This window comes from Pseudomonas sp. D1-1, from assembly GCF_051132225.1.
Taxonomy (GTDB): domain Bacteria; phylum Pseudomonadota; class Gammaproteobacteria; order Pseudomonadales; family Pseudomonadaceae; genus Aquipseudomonas.
This window is the reverse complement of record NZ_CP071676.1, coordinates 4,750,069-4,776,586: the sequence shown is the minus strand read 5'-3', so window position 1 is coordinate 4,776,586 and position 26,518 is coordinate 4,750,069. Positions and strand designations below refer to the sequence as shown.

Below are 26,518 nucleotides of genomic sequence, written 5' to 3'. Positions count from 1 at the left end.
ATTAAGGAGTATTGGGGTGTCGAGTACCGAAGATGAACAGCTGGCGGATTTGAAGGACTGGTGGACGCGCAACGGCAAGCCGCTGGTCACTGGCGGCCTGTTGGCGCTGGTCATCGTGTTCGGCTGGCAGGCCTACCAGAAATACCAGAGCAACCAGTCGCAAGGTGCCTCGGTGCTTTACCAGCAACTGCTGGAAACCACCCTGACCCCCGACGGCAAGCCTGACGCGGCGCGCGTGGCCGACCTGGCCGGCAAGCTCAACAAAGAGTTCGGCGGCACCGCCTATGCCCAGTACGGCAGCCTGTTCGTGGCCAAGGTCGCGGTCGACAGCGGCAAGCTGGACGACGCGGTCACCGAGCTGAAAGCCATCGTCGACAAACCGGCCAACCCGACCCTGGGCGAAGTCGCGCGTCAGCGCCTGGCGCAGGTGCTGGCAGCACAGAACAAGGCCGAAGACGCGCTGAAGCTGCTCGACGGCGACGCCGACAAGGCGTTCCTGGCGACCCGCGAAGAACTCAAGGGCGACCTGCTGGTACAGCTGGGCCGTGCCAATGAGGCCCATGCGGCCTACCAAAAAGCCAAGGCTGCGCTGTCGGATGAAGCCGCAGTCGGTGGCCTGCAAATCAAGCTGGACGACCTGGCCAAAGGGGATGCGTGACGTGATCCGTTGGAAACATGCAGCATTGCTGGCCCTGGCCATTCTGGCCGCGGGTTGCAGCAGCAACAGCAAGAAAGAACTGCCTCCGGCCGAACTGACCGATTTCAAAGAAGAAGTCGTGCTGCAGAAGCAATGGAGCCGCTCCATCGGTGACGGCCAGGGTGAAACCTACAACATGCTGGTGCCGGCCATCGACGGCGACACCCTCTATGCCGGCGACGTGACTGGCGTCGTCATGGCCATGGATCGCATGAGCGGCGACGTCAAATGGGAAAAGGATCTTGAGCTGCCTGTGTCCGGCGCCGTTGGCGTGGGTTACGGGCTGGTCATGATCGGCACGCTCAAGGGCGAGATCGTCGCCCTGGACGCGAGCAGCGGTGAAGAGAGATGGCGCGCCCGCGTGACCAGCGAAGTGCTCGCGCCGCCCGCTACCAACGGTGACGTGGTGGTGGTGCAGACCCAGGACGACCGCCTGATTGGCCTGGATGCCGCCACCGGCAACCAGCGCTGGTTGTACGACAGCACTCCGGCGGTACTGACCCTGCGTGGCACCAGTGCGCCGATCGTCACCAACCGCCTCGCGGTGGCTGGCTTGTCGACCGGTAAAGTCGTGGCCCTGGATATTTCCAACGGCGTACCGGTCTGGGAACAGCGCGTAGCGATCCCGCAAGGTCGTTCGGAGCTGGAGCGTGTGGTCGACATCGACGGCGGCCTGCTGCTGTCCGGCGGTACGCTGTACGTCGCCAGTTACCAGGGCCGCGTTGCGGCGCTGGACCTGGAAAGCGGCCGTCCGTTGTGGCAGCGCGATGCGTCGAGCTACGCCGGTGTCGCCCAAGGTTTCGGTAGCGTCTACGTGAGCCTGTCCTCGGGCACCGTCGAAGGTGTTGACGAGCGTTCCACCACCGCATTGTGGAGCAACGACTCCCTGGCCCGTCGCCAACTGTCGGCCCCGGAAGTGTTCTCCAGCTACGTTGCAGTGGGTGACCTGGAAGGTTACCTGCACCTGCTCAGCCAGGTTGACGGTCGTTTCGTCGGTCGCGAGCGCATCGACAGCGACGGCCTGCGTGCCCGTCCGCTGGTGGTGGGAAACATGATCTATGTGTATGGCAACAGCGGCAAACTGGAAGCCCTGACCATCAAGTAAGACTATGCTTGGGTTAATTCCCAAGCGGCTTCACCTTTGTAGGAGCGAGCCTGCTCGCGAATGCGCTGGTCCAGCGGCCTGTATGTCGACTGACCCACTGCTTTCGCGAGCAGGCTCGCTCCCACAAGGTGGCCCCCGAGCACCAGCCGCTGCCTCGCAGCGGCTTTTGTATTTTCTGAAATAACGAAGTGGAGAGCCGCATGGTTCCCGTAATCGCCCTGGTGGGCCGACCGAACGTCGGCAAGTCCACCTTGTTCAACCGCCTGACCAGGACTCGCGACGCTATCGTCGGCGACTTGTCCGGTCTGACCCGTGATCGCCAATACGGTGAGGCCAAGTGGCAAGGGCGTACCTATATTCTGGTCGACACCGGTGGCATCTCCGGTGATGAACACGGCATGGACGAAAAAATGGCCGAGCAGTCGCTGCTCGCCATCGAAGAAGCCGATGTGGTGCTGTTCCTGGTAGACGCCAAGGCCGGTTTTACCGCCGCCGACCAGATGATCGCCGAGCATTTGCGCAAACGTAACAAGCGTTCCTATGTGGTCGCCAACAAGGTCGACAATATCGACCCGGACATGGCTCGCGCCGAGTTCGCACCTTTGGGCATGGGCCAGGCGATTCCGATCGCCGGTGCCCACGGTCGCGGCATCACCCAGATGCTGGAAATCGCCCTGGCTGATTTCCCCAAGGACGATGAAGACGAGCCGGAAGAGGGCGAGGAAGAAGTCGTTGCCGAGGGCGAGGAAGCCAAGCGCATTCCGGGTCCGAGCGAAAAGGACGGCATCAAGATCGCTATCATCGGCCGCCCGAACGTCGGCAAGTCGACGCTGGTCAACCGCATGCTCGGTGAAGACCGGGTCATCGTCTACGACCAGCCCGGCACCACCCGTGACAGCATCTACATTCCCTTCGAGCGTAACGAAGAGAAGTACACGCTGATTGACACGGCCGGTGTGCGCAAGCGCGGCAAGATCCACGAAGAAGTCGAAAAATTCTCCGTGGTCAAAACGCTGCAGGCGATCAAAGACGCCAACGTGGTCATCTTCGTGATGGACGCCCGCGAAGGCGTGGTCGATCACGACTTGAACCTGCTGGGCTTCGCCCTGGAAGCCGGTCGTGCACTGGTCATCGCGATCAACAAGTGGGACGGCATGACGCCGAGCGAGCGCGATTACGTCAAGGTCGAACTGCAGCGTCGGCTGTTCTTCGTCGACTTTGCCGACATCCACTTCATCTCGGCCCTGCACGGTACCGGCGTGGGCAACCTCTACGCCTCGGTGCAGAACTCGTTCAAGTCGGCGGTTACCCGCTGGCCGACCAACCGCCTGACCCAGATTCTCGAAGACGCGGTCGGCGAGCATGCGCCACCGATGGTCAACAACCGCCGGATCAAGCTGCGCTACGCCCACTTGGGCGGTGCCAACCCACCGATCATCGTGATCCACGGTAACCAGATCGAGAAGGTGCCCAAGTCCTACGTTCGTTATCTGGAAAACACTTACCGTCGCGTCCTGAAGCTGGTCGGCACGCCGATCCGCATCGAGTTCAAGGGCGGCGAGAACCCGTACGAAGGCAACAAGAACACGCTCACCGACCGCCAGGTCAACAAGAAGCGCCGCTTGATGTCGCACCACAAGAAGGCCGACAAGAAGCGCCGCGACAAGCGCTGATTGGCGATGCAGCACGCAAAACCCTGTGGCGAGGGGATTTATCCCCGCTGGGCTGCGCAGCAGCCCCAGGACAGGCAACTCGATACGCCTGATACACCGAGTTGTTGGGTTTAGGGTTGCTGCGCAACCCACCGGGGATAAATCCCCTCGCCACTGGTTCTGTGACGAGATGCATTGAAGAGGGTGCCCACGGGGCACCCTTTTTCATGCCCGGCGATTGGGCTATCCTCGACCTCTCCCGCGCCGCGCCAGAGCCGGGTGCAGACCCAGGGAACCCTCGATGATCACCAGCAAGTTGCCGAATGTCGGCATCACCATTTTTACCCAGATGTCCCAGCTTGCCGCGCAGACCGGTGCGCTGAACCTGTCCCAGGGCTTTCCCGATTTCGATGGCCCGCAGGCCCTGCGCGATGCAGTGGGCCGGCATATCGCCCAAGGCCACAATCAATATTCGCCGATGACCGGCCTGCCAGCCCTGCGCCAGCAGATCGCGGCAAAGATCGCCCGCAGCTATGGCGCCAGCGTCGACGCCGATCAGGAAGTCACCGTGACCCCCGGCGCGACCCAGGCGATTTTCTGCGCCATCGCGGCGGTGGTACACAGCGGCGACGAAGTGATCGTCTTCGACCCAGCGTACGACAGCTACGAACCTGCCGTGCAACTGGCCGGCGGGCGTTGCGTACATGTGCAACTGGGCCTGGATGATTTTGCCATCGACTTCCAGAAGCTTGGCGAAGCCCTGAGTCCGCGCACGCGAATGATCATCCTCAACACGCCGCACAACCCCAGCGGCGCATTGATCAGCCGCGCCGAGCTGGACCAGTTGGCGGCGTTGATTCGCGACCGCGACATCTACCTGATCAGCGATGAGGTTTATGAGCATCTGGTATTCGACGACGTGCCCCATGTCAGCGTCCTTGCCCACGAAGAGCTTTATCGCCGTGCCTTCGTCGTCAGTTCGTTCGGCAAGACCTACCACGTCACGGGCTGGAAAACCGGCTACGTCGTCGCGCCAGCGGCCCTGACGGCGGAGCTGCGCAAGGTGCACCAGTACGTCAGTTTCTGCGGGGTGACACCGTTGCAATACGCGTTGGCCGACTACATGGCCGAGCATCCGGAGCATGTCGATGAACTGCCGGATTTCTATCAGGCCAAGCGCGACCTGTTCTGCGATCTGCTGGCGCCGTCGCGCTTCACTTTCCAGCGTGTCGCCGGCACGTATTTCCAGTTGGTGGATTATTCGCAGATCCGCCCGGACCTCAATGACGTCGACATGGCGCTCTGGATGACCCGCGAACACGGCGTGGCGACCATTCCGATCTCGGTGTTCTACCAGAACCCGCCGCAGGGCCAGCGCCTGGTGCGCCTGTGTTTTGCCAAACGCGAGGAGACGCTGCGCGAAGCGGCGGAAAAACTATGCGTGATCTGAGCGCGTTGCCCAATCTGAACATTGCCTTGATCCAGACTACGCTGGCCTGGCATGACCGCGGGGCCAACCTGGAACATTTTGACGCGCTGCTCGAACAGGCGCGCGGGGCGGACCTGATCATCCTGCCGGAAATGTTCACCACCGGTTTTTCCATGGAGTCCGAGGCCCTGGCCGAGCCGGAGAACGGCCCCGCCAGCCAGTGGCTCAAGGCCCAGGCGGCAAAGCTGGACGCCGTGATCACCGGCAGCGTGATCATCCAGGCCGCCGACGGCAGCCATCGCAATCGCTTGCTGTGGGCGCGTCCGGATGGCGAGGTGCTGCATTACGACAAGCGTCATCTGTTTCGCATGGCCGGCGAGCACAACCATTACACACCGGGTGACCAGCAGGTGTTGTTCGAGCTCAAGGGCTGGCGGATTCGGCCGCTGATCTGCTACGACCTGCGCTTCCCGGCTTGGAGTCGCGATGCCGAGGACACCGACCTGTTGCTATACACCGCCAACTGGCCGGGCGCCCGGCGTCAGCACTGGAACCGGCTGCTGCCGGCACGGGCCATCGAAAATCTCTGCTATGTGGCGGCGGTGAACCGGATCGGCACCGACGGCAAGGGCTTCGCTTATACCGGAGACAGTCAGGTGCTGGACTTTCAGGGCGAGACGCTGCTCAGTGCCGGCGACGCCGACGGCGTGTTCACGGTGTGCCTGAGCGCGGCGGACCTGGCGGCGTATCGCACACGCTTTCCGGCGAACCTGGACGCTGATCGCTTCGAATTCATCTATTGAAACGATTCAGCCCTCAAGGAATGGTATTGCACGCCGATAACAGGTCAGCCAAGGAGGAGTCCCCATGACCAGTATCAGCGCAACGACCGTAAACCCTTATCCGCTGTCGGCCCCCAAAGTCTCCATCAGGGGCGCCGAGGAAGAGAAAGCCGTCAGTCCGGTGGTATCGCCTGACACCGGCGAAGAGAAGGACAAGGACAAAGAACTGAAAGTCGACACCAGCGGCGCAAATATCGCCGGTGTTGGCGGCAGCAACGGCAGCAATATCATCGAGCAGCTGAAGAAGCAGATCGAGCGGACCGAAAAGTTGCTGGCCGACCAGCAGGCCCAATTGGCCCGCGTGCAGAAAAGCCGAGCCAATGAGGAGCAGAAAGCCCAGCAGGCCATGGCGATCCAGACCCAGATCATGGGGACCCAGGCGACTTTGCAGACTTTGCAGGCCGCGCTGCTGCAGGCGATGACGGTTTCGATCGATACCCATGCCTGATATTTGTGTTGCCTGTTAGGCCGCTATCGCGAGCAAGCTCGCTCCCACATTGTTTTGCATAACGCCGACTATTGTGGGAGCGAGCTTGCTCGCGATGAGGCCCTGACAGACAGCACAAACCACCAGCCAAACAAAAGGCCCCGAGATTCACACCCCGGGGCCTTTTGTTTTTCAGCGACCGATCAAGCCGCCTTGGCTTCCGGCTGGCTCAGCGAGCGGTTCAGTGCGCTGAACAGCGCCTTGAAGCTCGCCGTGGTGATGTTTTCATCGATGCCCACGCCATGCACCGCACGTTCGCCGTTGACGCGCAGTTCGATGTACGCCGCAGCCTTGGCGTTGGTGCCGGCGCCGATGGCGTGTTCGTTGTAGTCCATGATTTCCACCGGAATCGGCAGCCCGGCCACCAGCGCTTCCAGCGCGCCGTTGCCTCGGCCACGCCAGTGCAGGTTGGTCTCGCCCTGGCCCTTGCTGGCGACTTCCACTTCCACGGCGCTGTTGCCGTTCTCTTCCTGCAGGCGATGGCTGACCAGCGCGTACGGAGTGTTGGCTTGCAGATATTCGCGCTGAAGCAGGGCGTGGATCTGCTGGGCAGTCATTTCCAGGCCCAGGCGATCGGTTTCACGCTGTACCACCTGGCTGAACTCGATCTGCATGCGGCGCGGCAGGCTGATGCCGTATTCCTGCTCCAGGAGGTAGGCGATGCCGCCCTTGCCCGACTGGCTGTTCACGCGGATCACCGCTTCGTAGCTGCGGCCGATGTCGGCCGGGTCGATCGGCAGGTACGGTACTTCCCACAGGGTATCCGGTTTCTGCTGGGCGAAGCCCTTGCGGATTGCGTCCTGGTGCGAGCCGGAGAACGCGGTGTGGACCAGGTCGCCGACATACGGGTGACGTGGGTGGACCGGGATCTGGTTGCATTCCTCGACGACCTTGCGCACGCCGTCGATGTCGGAGAAGTCCAGCTCAGGGTCGATGCCCTGGGTGTAGAGGTTCAGCGCCACGGTCACCAGGTCGACGTTGCCGGTGCGCTCGCCGTTGCCGAACAGGCAGCCTTCGACACGGTCGGCGCCGGCCATCAGGCCCAGCTCGGTGGCGGCCACGCCGGTGCCACGGTCGTTGTGGGTGTGCAGGCTGATGAGCACGCTGTCACGCCGGGTGATGTTGCGGTGGAACCACTCGATCTGGTCGGCGTAGATGTTCGGAGTGGCGACTTCGACGGTGGCCGGCAGGTTGAGGATCACCTTGCGCTCAGGCGTCGGGTTCCACACTTCGATCACCGCATCGCAGACTTCCTTGGCGAACTCCAGCTCGGTCGCGCTGAAGGTTTCTGGCGAGTACTCGAACTGCCATTGGGTTTCCGGCTGCTGGGCGGCGTATTTGACGAACAGCTTGGCCGCGTTCACGGCGATTTCCTTCACGCCTTCCTTGTCCTGGTTGAACACGATGCGGCGGAACGACGGGCAGGTGGCGTTATACAGGTGGACGATGGCTTTCTTCGCGCCACGCAGGGACTCGAAGGTGCGAGCGATCAGGTCTTCACGGGCCTGGGTCAGCACCTGGATGGTGGTGTCGTCCGGGATGTGGCCTTCTTCGATGAGGGTGCGCACAAAGTCGAAGTCAGTCTGCGAAGCGGCCGGGAACGATGCTTCGATTTCCTTCACGCCCACTGCAACGAGGGTTTTCCAGAAGCGCAGCTTCTTGGCCGCATCCATCGGCTCGATCAGCGACTGGTTGCCGTCACGCAGGTCGGAACTGCACCAGATCGGCGCGGCGGTGATGGTCTTCGACGGCCAGGTGCGATCCGGCAGGTTGATGGTCGGGAAGGCGCGGTACTTCGAAGACGGGTCTTTGAGCATGCTCATGGGGAAATCCTTATTGTCGTGGCCGGAAAGAGGCGGCCTGCCGGTGGTTCGAACGGGTTGGCTTCACGCCTGGACGAGGTGCCGCGATTCAGCCCGGCAGTCGTGCGCTGACGAGGCACAGGCTGCGGTGCTGGCGAAGCTGAATGAGGGTGTGAGAGGTTTTCATGCCCTCAACCCTAACCGCGTGGCCGGGGGGTTGCAAGCAGTCGGGAAAAATTGGGAGAAGTTCTGTTTTTGGGTGGGTTTGCGAGATTTTATCGCTGGTTTCTCGATTAAATATTATGGAAATTGCGTTGATGTTTTGAGCTTGGCAATTTCTGAGGTGGGGGCGATACGACTGCCGTCTTCGCGAGCAGGCTCGCTCCCACATCAGGTCCGTAGCGCGACGCGGATCCCTGTGGGAGCGAGCCTGCCCGCGAAGAGGCCAGTAGCCGCACCGCAATTACTCAGGGCTGAAACGCCCCGATAAAGATCGCCGGATCCACCCGCGCATCATTCAGGCTGATGTTCCAGTGCATGTGCGGCCCGGTTGCGCGGCCGGTGGCGCCAACCTTGCCGACCACGGTGCCGCGCGCCAGTTGCTGGCCGACCTTCACGTCGATCTTCGACATGTGGCAGAACATGCTGATGAAGCCTTGGCCATGGTCGACGAACACGGTGTTGCCATTGAAAAAGTAGTTGCCGGTGAGGATCACCTTGCCGGCGGCCGGGGTCTTGATCGGCGTGCCGGCGGGCACGGCGAAGTCCAGGCCGGAATGAGGGTTGCGCTCTTCGCCGTTGAAAAAGCGGCGCACCCCGAACTTGCTCGACAGCGGGCCGTTCACCGGTTTGTCCAGCAGCAGGTTGCTGGGGATGTTGGGGCTGAAGCTGCGGTAGGCCTTCAACTGCACCGCAAGCTCGCCCTCGATGCGCTTCAGATCCGCAGGGTCCGGATTGACCTGGCGCTTGTTTTTCAGGGTGATGTGCTGCTCGGGGTATTTCTTGTAGCCAACCACGAAGGGCTGGGTGGCGCCACCACTGCTGATCTGCTGGGTGCCGGGTTGGACGGTCAGCGGAATGCCGACAATTGCCAGCCAGTTCTGCTGTTCCTTGACCACCAGCACCGGTTTGCCCTGGTACGTGGCTTTCGGCGCCTGGGCCGCGCTGCCCAGATCCACCACGGCCACGCCGCCGGGCACCGGCTTGTTCAGCAGGCGAGTGATGTAGCTGTCAGCCTGGGCGTTGGCGGCGATGCACAGCAAGAGCAGTGGAGCGAGAAATCGCGGCATGAATCAATCCAGTAGAGAAAGGGTGACCGGTGTCAGGTGATTGTCTTCGACCCGCACCAGCAGTTCCCCTTCGCCGAGCCTGGCGGTCAGGCGCTGGCCGGTGCGGGTTTGTCCGGCGTTGCGGATCGCATGGCCGCGTTCGTCGAGCAGGATGCTGTAGCCACGGCCAAGGGTCGCCAGTGGGCTGACGATGTGCAGCGTCTGCATCTGGTTGTGCAACTGTACGCGGCGGGTTTTCAGGCCTTCGCGCATGGCTCGGGGCAGGCGTTCGGCGAGGCTGTCGAGGCGATGGCGCAACATGGCCAGCTGACGGCCCGGATGTTGCCCGGCCAGGCGGGTTTCCAGGCGAATCAGGCGTTCGCGGCGGGTATTGAGGCTGCGTTCGAAGGCCCGGCGCATGCGCATGTCCAGGTCGTCGAGGCGCTGGGCTTGCTGGCGCAGGCGTTCACCGGGGTGACGCAGGCGGCGAATGAGGCCTTCGAGGCGCAACTGGTCGCGCATCAGGCGGTCGCGCATGCGCATCACCAGGCGCCGGTGCAGGCTTTCGACCCGGCGCACCAGGTCGCCGGCGTCCGGTGCGAGCAGTTCGGCGGCGGCGGACGGAGTCGGGGCGCGCACATCGGCGACGAAATCGCTGATGGAGACGTCGGTCTCATGGCCTACCGCGCTGACGATGGGCGTGACGCAGGCGTCTACCGCACGAGCCACGGCTTCTTCGTTGAAGCACCACAGGTCTTCCAGCGAACCGCCGCCCCGGGCCAGGATCAGCGCATCGAAGCCTCGGGCATCGGCCAGTTTCAGCGCGCGGACGATCTGTGCGGTGGCTTCACGGCCCTGCACGGCTGTCGGAATCAAGGTCAGGGAAATCTGCGGCGCGCGGCGACGGAACACGCTGATGATGTCGCGGATCACCGCGCCGGTGGGCGAACTGATGATGCCGATGCGTTGCGGATGGGCCGGCAGCGGTACCTTGCGCTCGGCACTGAAAAGGCCTTCGGCGCTGAGCTTTTCCTTCAGGGCGTCGAACGCCAGGCGCAGGGCACCATCGCCGGCCGGCTCCACGGTGTCGAGGATCAGTTGATAGTCGCCACGGCCCTCGAACAGCGAGACCTTGCCGCGTACCTTCACCGCCAGCCCGTCTTTCAATGCCTGGCGCACCCGAGCGGCGTTCTGTCGGAACAGCGCGCAACGCACCTGGGCGCCGCTGTCCTTGAGCGTGAAATACACGTGGCCGGAGGCGGGGCGGGCGAGGTTGGAAATCTCGCCCTCGACCCAGATGTTGCTGAACACGTCTTCGAGCAACACCCGCGCACGGCCGTTGAGCTGGCTGACAGTCAGGACCTCGCGGTCCAGGCCCAGTCGGGCAAAGGGATCTTTAATCATGGGCGGCATGATAAGGGGATTCGCTTGCGAATCTCCATGTATGTAGAAATTTCCTCCTGCGTACCTCCAGTCAAGCGGAGTCGCCTGCTTCGAGCGAGCCCGTTTCCACCGCTTATGTGTTGCGCCGCCCGTCGCCTGCGCGGAATTCACCGCGCCTGCTTCCAGTCGATTTCAAGAGACAAATATCCCCGCGAAAGGAGGCCATCCATGCGTATCCATCACCTGAACTGCGGATGCATGTGCCCGGTAGGCGGGGCGCTATTCGATGGTTACAGCCGGGGGCTGACGGCGTGCCTGGTGTGTCATTGCCTGCTGGTTGAAACCGACACCAACGGCCTGGTCCTGGTGGACACCGGGTTTGGCCAGCGGGATGTGCAGACGCCGCAACGGCTGAGCCGATTCTTTCGAGTGTTCAACAACATCCAGTTCGAGCATCGCCTCACGGCTTTGGAGCAGGTGCGGCGATTGGGTTTCGAGGCCAACGATGTACGGCACATCCTGCTGACGCACCTGGATTTCGATCACGCCGGCGGGCTCCAGGATTTTCCCCAGGCCCGGGTGCATGTAATGCGCGACGAGATGGCGACGGCCCGCAGCGCCGACACCTGGATAAGTCGACGACGGTTCCAGGCGCGGCAGTGGCAGGGCGTCGATAGCTGGGAGTTCTATGCCCCCGAAGGCGATACCTGGTTCGGCTTCGATTCGGTGCGCGCACTGATCGGCGCCGAGGAAGAGGACATTTTCCTGGTGCCGCTTCAGGGACACACCGCCGGACATGCCGGGATCGCGCTGCGCACTCCGGACGGTTGGCTGCTGCACGCCGGTGATGCCTATTTTTTCCATGACGAGGTCCATCAACCCGAGCGCCATTGCCCACCGGGGCTGAGGTTCTACCAATACATGATGGACACCTACCGTTCGGCACGGATGCGCAACCAGGATCGCCTTCGCGAGTTGGCGCAAGTCCAGAACGGGCACGTCGAGATTTTCTGCAGTCACGATGCCAGGGAATGGGAGCGGGCCGTAAACCAGGCGCACACGGTGCGGGTGGATTCCACCGCCATGTCGCCGGCCGCCGGCAGACAATCTTCCTGAGCCGCCCAGGCGAAAAAACAGCTTTCCCTTTTGCCCACGTCTCGTGGGCTTTTTTTTTGTCGGCAGTGCCGTTCGTCACCGTTTCCGGATGTTTCTCTCAACTTAGCCGGAGGGGGCAATTCTAAAAATCGTGTACCCAACAACACTGCTAAAGGAGAAGGCCATGCCTGCTTCTCATGATCTCTACCAAGATTTGAATTGCAGCAAAGAGACGGTCCAACAGCGTCGCCAGCAAGACCCGGAACTTGCTCGGCTGCTGGACGAATACACGGACGTGGATAACCAGGTCCTGGCCGCCGAATCGATATCGGCGGGCAACGTCGAGGATGATGACATCCGCAGACTCAAGGAACAGCGTCTGTCGATAAAAGACAAGATCGCTCAGCAACTGACAGCCACTCAATAAGCGAAGCGTAGACATGCGAACTCGACTGCCTTGGCATTTATCAAGGTTGTTGCTGGTCGGCGGGATGCTGTTGCTCGGCGGTTGCGACATGGTGTTGTTCAATCCCAAGGGACAGGTCGGCGTTGACCAACGCAACTTGATCATTCTCTCGACGCTGTTGATGTTGCTGGTGGTGGTGCCGGTCATCGTCATGGCGTTGGTCTTTTCCGTGAAGTACCGCGCCTCCAACACCAAGGCCAAGTACACGCCGGAGTGGGCCCATTCACGCAAGATCGAAACGGTGGTCTGGGGCGTCCCGTTGGTGATCATCATCATTCTCGGCGTGGTTACCTGGAAGTCGACCCATGCGCTGGATCCGTACCGACCGCTGGATTCGGACGTCAAGCCGCTGGTGGTGCAGGTCATCGCGACCGACTGGAAATGGCTGTTCATCTATCCGGAGCTGGGCATTGCCTCGGTCAACGAACTGGCCATGCCACTGGACACACCGGTGAATTTTCGCGTGACCTCGGACGGCGCCATGACCTCGTTTTTCATTCCGGCGCTGGGCGGGCAGATCTATGCCATGGCCGGCATGCAGACCCAACTGCACCTGATCGCCAACGAGGCCGGGGAGTACCGGGGCATCGCCGCCAACTACAACGGCCCGGGTTTCTCCGACATGCATTTCCGGACCCTCGCCACCGATGCGGCGGGCTTCGACAAGTGGGTCGCCGACGTGCGGGCGGGGCAAGGACGGTTGGACAAGGACAGTTATGCCCGACTTGCCAAGCCGACGTTCAAGCACCCGGTTGAACATTACGCATCGGTCCAGCCGGACTTGTTCCAGAGCATCATCGACAAATACGAAGGCATGAATCGTTCCCGTGAAGTCGAGCATCGCATGCACGACATGCAGGGCAGCATCGGGTCTCCCGTCGGGACTCAAAGATCAGCGCAGGAGTAGGACATGTTTGGAAAACTGACGCTTGAGGCGATCCCGACGGATGAGCCGATCATCATGTGGACGCTGGCGGTGGTGGGACTGGTCGTCTTGGCCGGCATGGGTGCCATCACCTACTACCGCAAATGGACCTATCTGTGGAAAGAGTGGTTTACCTCGGTGGACCACAAACGCATCGGCGTGATGTACATCGTCGTGGCGCTGGTGATGCTGCTGCGCGGTTTCTCCGACGCGATCATGATGCGCACGCAACAGGCCATGGCGTCCGACGGCTCGCCCGGTTACCTGCCGCCGGAACACTACGACCAGATATTCACTGCCCACGGCGTGATCATGATTTTTTTCATGGCGATGCCGCTGGTGGTGGGCTTGATGAACATCGTCGTGCCGTTGCAGATTGGCGCCCGGGACGTGGCGTTCCCGTTCCTCAACGCGTTGAGTTTCTGGCTGTTCGTGGCCGGCGCGATGCTGGTGAATGTTTCCCTGGCGGTCGGCGAGTTTGCGCGCACCGGTTGGGTCGCCTATCCGCCGTTATCCGGGTTGTCCTATAGCCCCGGGGTCGGGGTGGACTACTACATATGGTCATTGCAGATATCCGGCGTCGGGACGTTGCTCACCGGGGTAAATTTCTTCGTCACCATCCTGAAAATGCGTACGCCGGGCATGACCCTCTTCCGCATGCCGGTGTTTACCTGGACGGTACTGTGCACGGCTGTGCTGATCCTGGCGTCATTCCCGATCCTCACCGCGACGCTGTTCATGCTCAGCCTCGACCGCTATCTGGACATGCACTTTTTCACCAACGAGCTGGGCGGCAACCCGATGATGTACGTCAACCTCATCTGGGCCTGGGGCCATCCGGAGGTGTACATCCTGATCCTGCCGGCGTTCGGTATTTTCTCCGAGGTAGCTTCCACATTCAGCCGCAAGCGCCTGTTCGGTTATCACTCGCTGGTGTGGGCGACGATTGTCATCACCATCCTGTCCTTCATCGTCTGGGTGCACCACTTCTTCACCATGGGTTCGGGGGCGAGCGTCAACGCGTTCTTCGGCATCATGACCATGATCATCGCCGTGCCCACCGGGGTGAAGATATTCACCTGGCTGTTCACTATGTATCGGGGGCGCGTGCGCTTCGAAACGCCGATGCTGTGGACCGTCGGCTTCATCGTCACTTTCAGCATCGGCGGCATGACCGGGGTGCTGCTGGCGGTGCCCGGGGCGGATTTCCTGCTGCACAACAGCCTGTTTCTGATCGCGCACTTTCATAACGTGATCATCGGCGGCGCCGTGTTCGGCTACCTGTGTGGACTGACTTACTGGTTCCCCAAGGCGTTCGGCTTCAAGCTTCACGATCGCCTGGGCCGGGCGGCGTTCTGGTGCTGGATCATCGGCTTCTACTTCGCCTTCATGCCGTCCTACTTCCTTGGCTTCATGGGCATGACCCGGCGCCTCAACCATTTCGACGTACCCGAATGGCGGCCCTGGCTGGAGCTGGAGTTGCTCGGCGTCGGCATCATCCTCTGCGGCGTGGTCTGCCAGATCCTGCAGTTCTATTTCAGCATTCGCCAGCGTCACCAGAACCGTGACCTGACAGGCGATCCGTGGGACGGTCGCACCCTGGAATGGTCCACCGCCTCGCCGCCGCCGCTCTACAACTTCGCCCAACAACCGGTGGTGGAGGGCATCGACGCCTACTGGGGCATGAAGGAACGCGGCCAGAAGACCGCCGTCGAAGCCGATTTCCAAGCCATCCACATGCCGCGCAACACCGCGATGGGCCTGGTCATCAGCCTGTTCAGCCTGATCATGTGCTTCGCCCTGGTCTGGCATATCTGGTGGCTGGCCATCGTCGGGCTGGTTGCGACCATTGGTGGGGTGATCTGGCGCAGCGCCGATGACGACATCGATTACTACGTGCCCGCCGAAGAGGTAGCGCGCATCGAAAACCAACGTATCAAGGCACTGGCGGAGGCTTGATCCATGTCCAATCTCGTTCAGCCACACGCCACCGCGCCGGAATCCGAACACGGTCACTCGGACGCAAGCTCCATGACCCTGTTCGGGTTCTGGATCTACCTGATGACCGACTGCATTCTGTTCGCGACGTTATTCGCGACCTATGCGGTACTCGGCCAGAGCGTCGCCGGCGGGCCCGGCGCCGCCGATATCTTCGAATTGCCCTACGTCCTCACGGAAACTTTCATCCTGCTGTTCAGCAGCATCACCTACGGCTTCGCCATGCTCGCGCTGAGCGCCGGGAACAAGCAGAAGGTATTGGCCTGGCTCGGCCTGACCTTCGTCCTCGGGTTGGCGTTCATCGGCATGGAAATCCATGAGTTCCAGAAACTCATCGCCGAAGGCTACGGCCCCAACCGCAGCGCCTTTCTCACCGGCTTCTTCACGCTGGTGGGCACTCACGGCCTGCACGTCGCCACGGGGCTGCTGTGGATGGCCGTGCTGATGTTCCAGGTGCAACGCAATGGCCTGACCACCGTCAACGCCACCCGCCTGGGCTGCCTGAGCCTGTTCTGGCACTTCCTCGACGTGGTCTGGATCTGTGTGTTTACCGTGGTCTATCTGTTTGGAGTGATGTAAATGAGCAGTCATCAGAGCAGCGTCGATGCCAGCCACGGCAGCGCAAAATCCTACCTCACCGGGTTCGTTCTGTCGGTCATCCTCACCGTTATCCCGTTCGCCCTGGTGATGTATCCCACATTGCCCAAGCCCTTGACGGCCGGGATCGTGGCGATTTTTGCGGTGATCCAGATCGTTGTGCACCTGATCTATTTCCTGCACCTGAACTTCTCACCGCAACAACGCTGGAACCTGACGGCCCTGGTGTTCTCGACCGTGGTGATTGCGCTGTTGGTGGGGCTGTCGCTGTGGATCATGTACAGCGTGCATCACAACATGTTGGCGCATTGAGCGCAGGGGGCATCTAGCACGCGGGCGCCTGCGGCAAGCCATGTGGTCGCGATGGCGCACTACGGTAGTAGTGGATATGCCGCAATAAATCTGGCTAAAGTCGCCGGTGCTCTCGACAAGGACGTGCCGGATGGATCTTTTCTCGTGGTTGGGTGAATGGGCTTTCGCCCCCACGCAATGGCTGGTGATCGGGCTGGCCATTACCCTGGCCTACATCGTGTTCGGCATCGCCGGGTTCGGCACGGCGCTGGTGGCCGCGCCGATCCTGCTGCTGTACATGCCACTGGCGAAAATCATCCCGCTGCTGGTGCTGCTGGATTTTGTCGCGGCATTCGGCAACTTGTTGCCATCGCGTCGGGACGTCGCCCGGCCCGAGTTGCTGCGATTGTTGCCATGCATGGCGGTGGGTTGCACCCTCGGGGTGATTTTCCTGCTCAACCTCAAATCCGACCTGTTGCTGTTGTTGATGGGCCTGTTCATCAGCGCCTATGCGATCTACAGCCTGTGGATAAAGACCCGACCGACGCAGCTGTCGGTGCTGTGGGCGCTGCCGATGGGCACGGTCGGCGGAATGTTCGGCGCGCTGTTTGGCAGCGGCGGCTTTTTATATGCCATTTATTTGAATAGCCGGTTATCCAAGGAGGCGGCCCGGGCGACCCAGAGTGCGCTGATCAGTTGCAGCACGGTGGTGCGCTTGAGTCTGTTCATCGTCGCCGGGGTGTATGCCGAGCTACCCTTGCTGGTACTGGCGCTGTGTTTGTTGCCGGCCATGGCGCTAGGGCTGTGGGTTGGGCGCCGCTTGACCATGAAGATGTCGCGAGAGGCGTTTGTACGACTGGTCACCTGGCTGGTGCTCGCCAGCGGCCTGGCATTGATCGGGCGCTATCTGAGTGCTTGACCTGGCCGGGCCAGGGATTAAGCTGCCGGCCTTTTATAAGACCCGCCAGGGAAACAGCCAGGCCTCGCCATGAATTCGCAAAGCATCATCGTCCCGAAAATTTCCACCTTGCCGGTTCACGAGCCCCGGGCTCGGGCGATCGTGCGCTGGCTGGTGCGCAAGAACATCGTCGAAGAGCAATTGACCACTTGCGGTCGCACTGGCAATCGCATGGCCCACGCCATCGCCCCCGGCGCCCGCCAGGTGGTCCTGCATCCCGACGCGTTGCCGTTCGGCGAGCCGGTCAACGGCCTGGAGATCATCACCAAGCGCTGCATCTACACGCCGGCCAAGGGCTTTCTTGAAGAGGCCGGCTGCGCCGAGTGCCGCAAGGAAATTGGCGAAGCGCTGTTCGAAAGCCTGGAGGAGTGGATGCCGGGTCGCACCGACAACTTCACCTGCCCTGAGTGCGGGCATGAGGATGACATCAACGGGTTCCTGTTCCTGCAACCCTGCGCCTTCTCCAACCTGGGTTTCATCTTCAACAACTGGCTGGAGGCGGGGTTCAGGCAGGAGTTCATCGATGAGTTCGCCGATTGGCTGGACCAGCCGGTGAGTTGGGTGAGGGTGGAGTTGTAAGGGCAAACGCAGTAACCCATGTGGGAGCGAGCCTGCTCGCGAAGGCGGCACATTCAATAGTGAGTTGGCTGATCCACCGCTATCGCGAGCAAGCTCGCTCCCACAGGGAATGTGTTGATGATCAGGCCGTGTTTCAGCCCCTCAATCACCCCGCCAATAATAGACAGAGTTTTACATTGAGCCAGACGGGGTCCATGAGTATAATGGCGCGCTTCCATTTTCCCGCTCGGGAGCCCCCGCGATGCTGCGTATCAGCCAAGAAGCTCTGACCTTCGACGACATTCTCCTAGTGCCCGGTTATTCCGAGGTACTGCCTAACGAAGTCAGTCTCAAAACCCGTCTCACCCGTGGCATCGAACTGAATATCCCGCTGGTTTCCGCCGCCATGGACACCGTGACCGAAGCCCGTCTGGCCATTGCCATGGCCCAGGAAGGCGGTATCGGTATCATTCACAAGAACATGACCATCGAACAGCAGGCCGCCGAAGTGCGCAAGGTCAAGCGGTTCGAGGCTGGCGTGGTCAAGGATCCGATCACCATCGAGGCTGACGCCACGGTCCGGGATCTGTTCGAACTGACCCGCATGCACAACATCTCCGGCGTTCCGGTGCTGCACGATGGCGACCTGGTCGGCATCGTCACCTCCCGTGACGTGCGTTTCGAGAATCGCCTGGACGCCAGCGTTCGCCAGGTGATGACTCCGAAAGAGCGTCTGGTCACGGTCAAGGAAGGCACCAGCAAGGACGAAGTCCGCGAATTGCTGCACAAGCACCGCATCGAGCGCGTGCTGATCGTCGACGACAAGTTCGCCCTCAAAGGCATGATGACCGTCAACGATATCGAAAAAGCCAAGGCTTATCCGCTGGCGAGCAAGGACGACCAGGGTCGTCTGCGCGTTGGCGCGGCGGTCGGCACCGGCAAGGACACCGGCGATCGCGTCGCCGCCCTGGTCAATGCCGGCGTTGACGTGGTGGTGGTCGACACTGCCCACGGTCATTCCAAAGGCGTGATCGACCGCGTTCGCTGGGTCAAGCAGAACTTCCCTGACGTCCAGGTGATCGGCGGCAACATCGCCACCGGCGAAGCCGCCAAGGCCCTGGCCGAAGCTGGCGCCGACGCGGTCAAGGTCGGTATCGGCCCTGGCTCGATCTGCACCACCCGCATCGTTGCCGGTGTCGGCGTGCCGCAGATCAGCGCCATCGCCAACGTCGCCGCCGCCCTTGAAGGCACTGGCGTGCCGCTGATCGCCGACGGCGGTATCCGCTTCTCCGGTGACCTGTCCAAGGCCATCGTCGCCGGTGCCTACTGCGTGATGATGGGTTCGATGTTCGCCGGTACCGAAGAGGCGCCGGGCGAGATCGAACTGTTCCAGGGCCGTAGCTACAAGGCTTATCGCGGCATGGGGTCGCTGGGCGCCATGTCCCAGGCCCAGGGCTCTTCCGACCGTTACTTCCAGGACTCCTCCGCGGGTGCCGAGAAGCTGGTGCCGGAAGGCATCGAAGGTCGCGTGCCGTACAAGGGCACCCTGAGCGCGATCATCCATCAACTGATGGGCGGCCTGCGTTCTTCCATGGGCTACACCGGCAGCGCGGACATCGAAGAGATGCGCACCAAGCCGGAATTCGTGCGCATCACCGGCGCCGGCATGGCCGAGTCCCATGTCCACGACGTACAGATCACCAAGGAAGCGCCGAACTACCGTGTAGGTTAAGGCTTCCAGCAAAACGTTAATCACCGGGGCTGTTCATTCAGCCCCGAGTTGTTTCTGATTCACTACATGAGAATGAGTCATGGCCCTCGACATTCACGCTCACCGCATCCTGATCCTCGACTTCGGTTCCCAGTACACCCAGCTGATCGCCCGCCGCGTGCGTGAGATCGGCGTGTACTGCGAGCTGCATCCGTTCGACATGGATGAAGAAGCGATTCGCGAGTTCGCTCCCAAAGGCGTCATCCTCGCCGGCGGCCCCGAGTCCGTGCACGAAGCCGACAGCCCGCGCTGCCCGCAAGCGGTGTTCGACCTCGGCGTACCGGTCTTCGGCATCTGCTACGGCATGCAGACCATGGCTGAGCAACTGGGCGGCAAGGTCGAAGGTTCCGACCTGCGTGAGTTCGGTTATGCCCGTGTCGACGTGGTCGGCAAGAGCCGCCTGCTGGACGGCATCGAAGACCACATCGACGCCGACGGCCTGTTCGGCCTCGACGTGTGGATGAGCCACGGTGACAAGGTCACGAAGATGCCGGAAGACTTCCACATCCTCGCCAGCACCCCGAGCTGCCCGATCGCCGGCATGTTCAACGACGATCGCCGCTACTACGGCGTACAGTTCCACCCGGAAGTGACCCACACCAAGCAGGGCGGCCGCATCCTGTCGCGCTTCATCCTCGACATCTGCGAATGCGAAGCCCTGTGGACGCCTTCCAAGATCGCTGAAGATGCCATCGCCCAGGTTCGCGCCCAGGTCGGCACCGACAACGTATTGCTCGGCCTGTCCGGCGGTGTCGATTCCTCGGTGGTTGCCGCGCTGCTGCACAAGGCCATCGGCGACCAGCTGACCTGCGTCTTTGTCGACAACGGTCTGCTGCGCCTGCACGAAGGCGAGCAAGTGATGGCCATGTTCGCCGAGAACATGGGCGTCAAGGTGATCCGCGCCAACGCCGAAGAGCAGTTCCTGAACAACCTGGCCGGCGAGTCCGACCCGGAGAAGAAGCGCAAGATCATCGGTCGCACCTTCATCGACGTGTTCGATGCCGAATCCTGCAAGCTGGACAACATCAAGTACCTGGCCCAGGGCACCATCTACCCCGACGTGATCGAGTCGGCCGGCGCCAAGAGCGGCAAGGCCCACGTGATCAAGTCCCACCACAACGTCGGTGGCCTGCCGGAAGAGATGAACCTGAAACTGGTCGAGCCGCTGCGCGAACTGTTCAAGGACGAAGTGCGTCGCCTCGGCCTGGAACTGGGCCTGCCCTACGACATGGTCTACCGTCACCCATTCCCCGGCCCGGGCCTGGGCGTGCGGATCCTCGGCGAAGTGAAGAAGGAATACGCCGACCTGCTGCGTCGCGCCGACCACATCTTCATCGAAGAACTGCGCAAGGCCGACTGGTACCACAAGGTCAGCCAGGCATTCGTGGTATTCCAGCCGGTGAAATCGGTCGGCGTGGTCGGCGATGGCCGTCGCTACGCCTGGGTCGTGGCCCTGCGTGCCGTGGAAACCATCGACTTCATGACCGCTCGCTGGGCACACCTGCCGTACGAACTGCTGGAAACCGTGTCCGGGCGGATCATCAACGAAATCGAAGACATCTCCCGCGTCACGTATGACGTGTCGAGCAAGCCGCCGGCGACGATCGAGTGGGAATAACCGAACCTCAACAGGGGTAACCCCCCTGTTGTCCTGAAATCGATGCAACGTCGATTTTGTGATCGGAGGGAGAAAGGGGCGGGTTCAGCCTCTTTCTTAGCTCTGACGAGCCGGTTGTTGAAATAATCGTTTTTGCGCACAGCTCTTGTTATCTAATCGTTTTTATCCCATCTTAATCGTTAGCTGACCAGATCAGGCGGCACGACATCATTTTTTAGCCCCTAAAACTCAACTTGTCCGCGGAGGCCCTATATGACCGGTTTGCCCGCAGACGCGATAGGCGCCGCCTGGCTGGCCCAAATCTATGATGTGCAGCCTTTGGGGCGATTGCCAGTGATGAGTCAAGTAGGCGGGCGACGCGCAACTCAAGTCACCGATGGCTTTCGTCTGGAGACCTACACCGAGGCGATGCGCCCGGATGCGGAGATTGCTGCACATCTGCAGTTCCATCTGCGCCATGAAGTCCCGCATCTGGAGTTCCTTGCCCGTCTGTTCGAGAAGACCGGGCCTGTTTTCGTCCAGGACTGGGTTACGGTCGAGCCTACTGGGCAGTACGCGCGTCGTGCTGCGTTTCTATATGAATGGCTGACCGGAGACGCTCTGGTCGTGCCCGAGCGCTTAGGCGGCAATTATGTCGATGCCATTGACGAGGCCAAGCTGGTGTCGGCATCCCGCGACCGAGTGGTCAAGGTGCAGCGCTGGCGGGTAAATGACAACCTGCCCGGCACGCGCAAATTCTGTCCTTGCGTGGTCAAGACCGAGGCGGTAATGCGTGCGGTCGAACTGGACGTTCCACGCCTGTTCGGTGAATTGACAGATGAGTTCGGCGAGGATCTGTTGTTGCGGTCGGCGGTCTGGATGACGCTACGCGAGAGCAAGGCCAGCTTCGCCATCGAAGGCGAGGCCGACCGGGTAGGGCGGGTGCAACGCTTTGCCGACGTAATGGCGCGTCGTACAGGGCAAGGTGCGGTCCCATTGAGCAATGCCGCGCTGGCAGAGTTGCAGCAGGAAATTCTCGGTGATCGGACGACGATCACCCACTTCGGCGTGCGTCAGTCTCCGGTTTTCGTCGGCGAAACGGTGCGCTACGAGGAGGTCGTTCATTACGTCGCCCCGGCGGCCGATGAAATCGACGCGATGCTTGAAGGGCTGGGAGTGTTCCTCGAGAGGACGCAGGGCCAGTCGCCGGTAATGCGCAGCGCAATCGCAGCCTTTGGTTTCGTCTATATACACCCGCTCGCTGACGGCAACGGTCGTATGCACCGGTTTTTGGTCAACGACGTACTGCGACGCGACGGCGCGATTCCGGATCCGGTAATTCTGCCGATCTCAGCGGTCATTACAGATGACGTGGGCGAGCGCCGCAGCTACGACCGGGTGCTGGACCAGGTGTCCAAGCCGCTCATGCAGGCTGTACGCGAGCGAGTAGTCTTCGAGCCCATGCAGGCCACCTATCCAGATGGTGTGGTGTCGAACTTCTCTTTTCAGGGCGCTGACCAGGCCCGACCGCTGTGGCGTTATCCGGATCTCGGACCTCATACCGTGTTTCTGGCCAATATCATTGGCCGGACGTTGACTGAGCAGATGCGCGAAGAGTCTCGTTATCTGCGCAGCCACGCGCGGGCGCGGGCGGTGCTGAAGGAGGTGGTCGAGATGCCCGATCACCAGGCGGATCGAGTGCTGCGCTCAATCGAGCAGAATCGCGGCGAGTTGAGCAATGTGCTTGCCAAGGAAATGCCTGTCCTGCAACAGGTCGGGGTGTGGGCTGAAATCGTTGACGCCGTCTCGCGGGCGTTTGCGGAGGACGGCGGAGCGGGGGGTGCTATGATTGACCGATATCGTCCGGGGAAGCCCGTCGACCGCTGAAGCCCTTCATGCGAAGTTCGTTACGCCTGGATTGGATGGCAACGGCTGGCTTAGCTATTAGAGAAATTGTGATCGAATCAAGTCCGTATCGAACGGAGTTACCCCTTGATGAGGCGCAAATACCGCCTGTGCCTGTTGTGGCGAAGCCACCCGTTCTCCTCGGGCTCGTGCATGTAAATCGAACAGCGTCTCCAAATCCGGACGTGGTGTATGCACCAAAGCCCGCAGCATCAACGATATCCCACTCAGGTTGTTCTGAACGTTGTTCCACCGCGGCGATGACGTGAGCCCCAGATCGGCCCAAATCACGCGCCTCTCCTGTATGTCCATCACGAATGGCAGACATATCCCGGTGTCGGATGCGATATCGAGACGGTCGATCACGGATCGCGGAAAGGAGCCCGCCATTTTTTGACATTCAAGGAGTCGCCCTCTGCGCATCGTGTTGATCGGCTGCAGGCCAGAGGCAACTGTCCGCCTACCGGGAACATATTGGATGTGGCCTAGGTGGCGTTGCAGGTCAGCGTGGCGAAAGAAGGCCGGTGAATGCCTGGCATGGCTTTCAAAGAACTGGAGGCTTTGGTTGGGAGACAGTCCTGAACTCGTCAACGAATCGAAGGCGTGTCTCGCGTGAGATACGACGTGTCGAGCAAGCCGCCGACGACGATTGACTGGGAATGTTTTGAGCGGTAGTCGCTAGCAAAAAAGCAAAGGCCCGGGTGATGCGGGCCTTTTGCATTTGAGGGGTCAGATGTTCGGTTTGGCCGCCTTGGATTTTTCTTCCTCCAGTTTCCTGGCCTGTTCCGCCTTTGCTTGCGTCTCTTTGGCATTCAACTGGTCATACATGCTTTTGACATCGGTTACGCTCAGAGAGAACTCACGCACCATCTTGTCCTGATCAGGTTGTGAATAAGCCATGATCAGAAGGCTGCACTCGGATGGGAAGTTTTGTGGTGCAGGGAAGGAAACGCCAGGAATGTGCATATTGCTAAAGTGCACCTGCGCGCAAGGACCAATGCCACGGTCGTTAAAGACTTGGTCTACACCCTTATACAGCTTGCCGTTTCGGTCAAACTCCCAGTACATGACTTCTCCCATCTGGGAATTGCGGAACGAGGTCGGGCCGAATTTTTCGGTCAGCGATGCCACCAGATTGTCGAGTGGGATACGCGACCCTTCTTCGTAGTGCTTCATATGCCCGACAAACCATACCTTGCCAGCATCGTCTTGAAGCGCGGCAAACTGGTCGGCTTGGGCAAGAGTCTTGTTGGTCACGGCTGTCACGCCGGCCTCGGTGCCATCGACAGTTTTCAGCGGGCTGATCGTATAGGCCTGGTTGGCTTTCATGATCGCATCTTTGGCTTCTTCCAGAGTCGAGCCAAGGGCGACACCCGAAATATCGGTGGGAACCGCCGCGAAAGCTGTGGATACGGCAAATGCCAGGGTTGCAGACAGAGTGATGCAAGCGCCAATTTTGCTCATGAATAAATCCCTTTGTATGAAAGATACCGTGCGGTCCCGCTTAGACCGGTATCCGAACATTTTCCGGTGGGACGAAGCAACACAAATCCATTGCCTGGACATCAAGTTTGAAAAAGGGGTTCATCGCCCGAGCGCGCCCCGCGACAATCCTTCACTTAATATTTCTCAATTGCAGGTGTATCGTATTCGCCTTTTCCGGGCCCCACCGGCCCGTCCCAGATTCAAGAGGTAGTCGCGTTCATGTCCTTTACCCGTCGCCAAATACTCGGTGGCCTGGCCGGTCTTGTTGTCGTTGGCGTAGGTGCGGGAGGCGCGTCGCGGTATTGGTTGGGCAAGATGGCCGATGCCGAGGCCGGTCACGACTATGAACTGATCGCGGCGCCGCTGGATGTGGAACTGGTGGCCGGGCACAAGACCCAGGCCTGGGCCTTTGGTCCGTCAGCGCCGGGCACCGAATTGCGGGTGCGCCAGGGCGAGTGGTTGCGGGTGCGATTCATCAACCATTTGCCGGTCGCGACGACCATTCACTGGCACGGCATCCGCTTGCCACTGGAGATGGACGGCGTACCGTATGTCTCGCAACTGCCGGTGTTGCCAGGCGAGTACTTCGATTACAAATTCCGCGTGCCGGACGCCGGCAGCTATTGGTATCACCCGCACGTCAACAGCAGCGAGGAGCTCGGACGCGGGCTGGTGGGGCCGCTGATCATCGAAGAGCGTGAGCCTACCGGCTTCAAATACGAGCAGACGTTGAGCCTCAAGAGTTGGCATGTGGACGAGCAGGGCGAGTTCGTCGCGTTCAGCATCCCTCGCGAGGCGGCGCGTGGCGGCACCGCCGGGCGGCTGTCGACGATCAACGGCTTGCCCCAGGCGGTGATTGATTTGCCGGCCGGGCAGATTACCCGGGTGCGGTTGCTCAACCTCGACAACACGCTGACTTACCGCATCAATATCCCCGGCGTCGAGGCGCAGATCTATGCGCTCGACGGCAATCCCGTCGCGCCGCGCCCGTTGGGCAAGGAGTACTGGCTGGGCCCGGGTATGCGCATCTGCCTGGCGATCAAGGCGCCGCCGGCCGGTGAAGAGTTGTCGTTGCGCAATGGCCCGGTGCGCCTGGGGACGCTGCGTTCGGTGCCCAACAATGACGCACCGACCCAGTGGCCGCCGGCGCTGCCGCCTAACCCGGTGGCCGAGCCGGACCTGGCCAATGCGCAGAAACTCAACTTCAATTTCGAATGGGTCGGTTCGGTCTCGGTCAATGTCGACAATGGCAAGCCGCCGAGCCTGTGGCAAATCAATGGCAAGGCCTGGGATATCACCGACAAGACCTGCGCCGATCGGCCGATTGCCACGCTGAAGAAAGGCCAGAGCTATATATTCGAATTGAAGAACATGACCCAGTACCAGCACCCGATCCATCTGCACGGCATGAGCTTCAAGGTCATTGCGTCGAACCGGCACAAGGTCATTCCGTATTTCACCGATACCTACCTGCTGGGCAAGAACGAGCGGGCACAGGTGGCGCTGGTGGCGGATAACCCCGGCGTGTGGATGTTCCACTGCCATGTGATCGATCACATGGAAACCGGCCTGATGGCCGCCATCGAGGTGGCGTGATGCGCCAGATTCGTCCCGCGCGGATCATCGACCGCAGCCGCGACCAGGATTTCATGCGTGAAGCCCTGGCTCTCGCCGCCCAAGGCGCCACGCTGGGCGAAGTCCCGGTGGGCGCGGTGCTGGTGCAGGATGGTGAGATCATTGGGCGTGGCTTCAACTGCCCGATCAGTGGCCACGACCCCAGCGCCCACGCGGAGATGGTCGCCATCCGCGCCGCTGCCCAGGCGGTGAGCAACTATCGCCTGCCTGGCAGCACGCTGTATGTGACGCTGGAACCGTGCAGCATGTGCGCCGGCCTCATCGTCCACTCACGCATCGCCCGGGTCGTCTACGGGGCGCTGGAACCCAAGGCTGGGATCGTGCAGAGCCAAGGGCAGTTTTTCAGCCAAGGCTTTTTGAATCATCGGGTGATGTTCGAGGGCGGGGTGTTGGCTGAGGAATGCAGCGCGGTGTTGAGCGAGTTTTTCAAGGCCAGGCGAGCAAAGCCTTCAGACTGAACACTGCCCCCTGTGGGAGCGAGCTTGCTCGCGATGGCGCTGGGTCAGCTTGCACTCATGTTGGATGTGCCGCCGTCATCGCGAGCAAGCTCGCTCCCACGAGGACTTCCGGTG

At 61.2% G+C, this 26,518-nt stretch carries 24 protein-coding genes; 20 read left to right on the top strand and 4 right to left on the bottom strand.

All coding sequences use genetic code 11. The annotated features are described in order from the left end of the window. Positions 1-16: 16 nt before the first annotated feature. The 6 genes from J3P86_RS21450 to J3P86_RS21425 all read left to right on the top strand — a co-directional run bounded on the left by J3P86_RS21450 (position 17) and on the right by J3P86_RS21425 (position 6,173). Positions 17-658: a YfgM family protein gene (locus J3P86_RS21450; protein ID WP_434571975.1), complete on the top strand. Its 642-nt coding sequence runs from the start codon at positions 17-19 to the stop codon at positions 656-658. Continuing rightward, positions 651-1,802, top strand: a complete 1,152-nt coding sequence (gene bamB / locus J3P86_RS21445; protein WP_434571977.1) for an outer membrane protein assembly factor BamB — start codon at positions 651-653, stop codon at positions 1,800-1,802. Before J3P86_RS21450 ends, bamB begins: the two co-directional genes overlap by 8 nt. Before the next feature lie 200 nt (positions 1,803-2,002). Continuing rightward, on the top strand, positions 2,003-3,475 hold the full coding sequence (gene der, locus J3P86_RS21440; protein WP_434571979.1) for a ribosome biogenesis GTPase Der: 1,473 nt from the start codon (positions 2,003-2,005) through the stop codon (positions 3,473-3,475). A 280-nt stretch (positions 3,476-3,755) separates the two neighbouring features. Next, on the top strand, positions 3,756-4,904 hold the full coding sequence (locus J3P86_RS21435) for a pyridoxal phosphate-dependent aminotransferase (protein WP_434698796.1): 1,149 nt from the start codon (positions 3,756-3,758) through the stop codon (positions 4,902-4,904). After that, positions 4,892-5,686, top strand: a complete 795-nt coding sequence (locus J3P86_RS21430; protein ID WP_434628556.1) for an amidohydrolase — start codon at positions 4,892-4,894, stop codon at positions 5,684-5,686. Before J3P86_RS21435 ends, J3P86_RS21430 begins: the two co-directional genes overlap by 13 nt. A gap of 64 nt (positions 5,687-5,750) precedes the next feature. Beyond that, positions 5,751-6,173, top strand: coding sequence for a hypothetical protein (locus J3P86_RS21425; protein ID WP_434698795.1), 423 nt, complete (start codon positions 5,751-5,753; stop codon positions 6,171-6,173). A 182-nt stretch (positions 6,174-6,355) separates the two neighbouring features. Here the strand turns inward: J3P86_RS21425 and leuA are convergent, their stop codons facing one another. The 3 genes from leuA to xseA form a co-directional block, all read right to left on the bottom strand. Further along, positions 6,356-8,035: a 2-isopropylmalate synthase gene (leuA, locus tag J3P86_RS21420; protein ID WP_305499003.1), complete on the bottom strand. Its 1,680-nt coding sequence runs from the start codon at positions 8,033-8,035 to the stop codon at positions 6,356-6,358. 446 nt (positions 8,036-8,481) lie between these two features. After that, a complete protein-coding gene (locus J3P86_RS21415) occupies positions 8,482-9,303 on the bottom strand; it encodes a peptidoglycan DD-metalloendopeptidase family protein (RefSeq protein WP_434698794.1) in 822 nt (273 codons plus the stop codon). A gap of 3 nt (positions 9,304-9,306) precedes the next feature. Next, on the bottom strand, positions 9,307-10,686 hold the full coding sequence (xseA, locus tag J3P86_RS21410) for an exodeoxyribonuclease VII large subunit (RefSeq protein WP_434698793.1): 1,380 nt from the start codon (positions 10,684-10,686) through the stop codon (positions 9,307-9,309). 207 nt (positions 10,687-10,893) lie between these two features. Here xseA and J3P86_RS21405 point away from each other — a divergent pair, with 207 nt between their 5' ends. From J3P86_RS21405 to J3P86_RS21350, 12 genes are all read left to right on the top strand, one after another. Next, the gene (locus tag J3P86_RS21405) at positions 10,894-11,781 is read left to right on the top strand and encodes an MBL fold metallo-hydrolase (protein WP_434628565.1); all 888 of its coding nucleotides are present in this window, start codon (positions 10,894-10,896) and stop codon (positions 11,779-11,781) included. 163 nt (positions 11,782-11,944) lie between these two features. Continuing rightward, positions 11,945-12,187: a YdcH family protein gene (locus tag J3P86_RS21400; protein ID WP_434601768.1), complete on the top strand. Its 243-nt coding sequence runs from the start codon at positions 11,945-11,947 to the stop codon at positions 12,185-12,187. Positions 12,188-12,200: 13 nt separating this feature from the next. Next, on the top strand, positions 12,201-13,133 hold the full coding sequence (gene cyoA, locus J3P86_RS21395; protein WP_434628568.1) for a ubiquinol oxidase subunit II: 933 nt from the start codon (positions 12,201-12,203) through the stop codon (positions 13,131-13,133). A gap of 3 nt (positions 13,134-13,136) precedes the next feature. Next, positions 13,137-15,110, top strand: a complete 1,974-nt coding sequence (cyoB, locus tag J3P86_RS21390; RefSeq protein ID WP_434698792.1) for a cytochrome o ubiquinol oxidase subunit I — start codon at positions 13,137-13,139, stop codon at positions 15,108-15,110. Positions 15,111-15,113: 3 nt separating this feature from the next. Next, complete coding sequence (gene cyoC, locus J3P86_RS21385) at positions 15,114-15,728, top strand: cytochrome o ubiquinol oxidase subunit III (RefSeq protein ID WP_434571996.1); 615 nt, start codon at positions 15,114-15,116, stop codon at positions 15,726-15,728. Then, a complete protein-coding gene (gene cyoD / locus J3P86_RS21380) occupies positions 15,729-16,058 on the top strand; it encodes a cytochrome o ubiquinol oxidase subunit IV (protein WP_434628574.1) in 330 nt (109 codons plus the stop codon). A gap of 130 nt (positions 16,059-16,188) precedes the next feature. Next, a complete protein-coding gene (locus tag J3P86_RS21375; RefSeq protein ID WP_434698791.1) occupies positions 16,189-16,956 on the top strand; it encodes a sulfite exporter TauE/SafE family protein in 768 nt (255 codons plus the stop codon). 69 nt (positions 16,957-17,025) lie between these two features. Then, positions 17,026-17,574 carry a sugar ABC transporter ATPase gene (locus J3P86_RS21370; protein WP_305499014.1) on the top strand — a complete coding sequence of 183 codons (549 nt, stop codon included), beginning with the start codon at positions 17,026-17,028 and terminating at the stop codon, positions 17,572-17,574. A gap of 241 nt (positions 17,575-17,815) precedes the next feature. Then, complete coding sequence (gene guaB, locus J3P86_RS21365; protein ID WP_305499015.1) at positions 17,816-19,285, top strand: IMP dehydrogenase; 1,470 nt, start codon at positions 17,816-17,818, stop codon at positions 19,283-19,285. A gap of 79 nt (positions 19,286-19,364) precedes the next feature. Beyond that, positions 19,365-20,942 carry a glutamine-hydrolyzing GMP synthase gene (gene guaA / locus J3P86_RS21360; protein ID WP_434698790.1) on the top strand — a complete coding sequence of 526 codons (1,578 nt, stop codon included), beginning with the start codon at positions 19,365-19,367 and terminating at the stop codon, positions 20,940-20,942. Positions 20,943-21,194: 252 nt separating this feature from the next. Then, on the top strand, positions 21,195-22,808 hold the full coding sequence (locus tag J3P86_RS21355; protein ID WP_434698789.1) for a Fic family protein: 1,614 nt from the start codon (positions 21,195-21,197) through the stop codon (positions 22,806-22,808). Positions 22,809-23,429: 621 nt separating this feature from the next. After that, entirely contained in the window at positions 23,430-23,501 is a 72-nt protein-coding gene (locus tag J3P86_RS21350; RefSeq protein WP_434700673.1) for a hypothetical protein, read from the top strand. Between the two features lie 54 nt (positions 23,502-23,555). Here the strand turns inward: J3P86_RS21350 and J3P86_RS21345 are convergent, their stop codons facing one another. Continuing rightward, positions 23,556-24,290: a hypothetical protein gene (locus J3P86_RS21345; RefSeq protein ID WP_434601760.1), complete on the bottom strand. Its 735-nt coding sequence runs from the start codon at positions 24,288-24,290 to the stop codon at positions 23,556-23,558. 240 nt (positions 24,291-24,530) lie between these two features. Between J3P86_RS21345 and J3P86_RS21340 the strand changes: the two genes are divergently transcribed. Together J3P86_RS21340 and tadA are read left to right on the top strand one after the other, a co-directional pair. Continuing rightward, positions 24,531-25,907 (top strand): multicopper oxidase family protein, encoded by a 1,377-nt coding sequence (locus J3P86_RS21340; RefSeq protein ID WP_434698788.1) that lies wholly within the window; start codon positions 24,531-24,533, stop codon positions 25,905-25,907. Continuing rightward, complete coding sequence (tadA, locus tag J3P86_RS21335; RefSeq protein ID WP_434698787.1) at positions 25,907-26,404, top strand: tRNA adenosine(34) deaminase TadA; 498 nt, start codon at positions 25,907-25,909, stop codon at positions 26,402-26,404. The genes J3P86_RS21340 and tadA overlap by 1 nt, the downstream gene beginning before the upstream one ends. Positions 26,405-26,518: the final 114 nt, after the last annotated feature.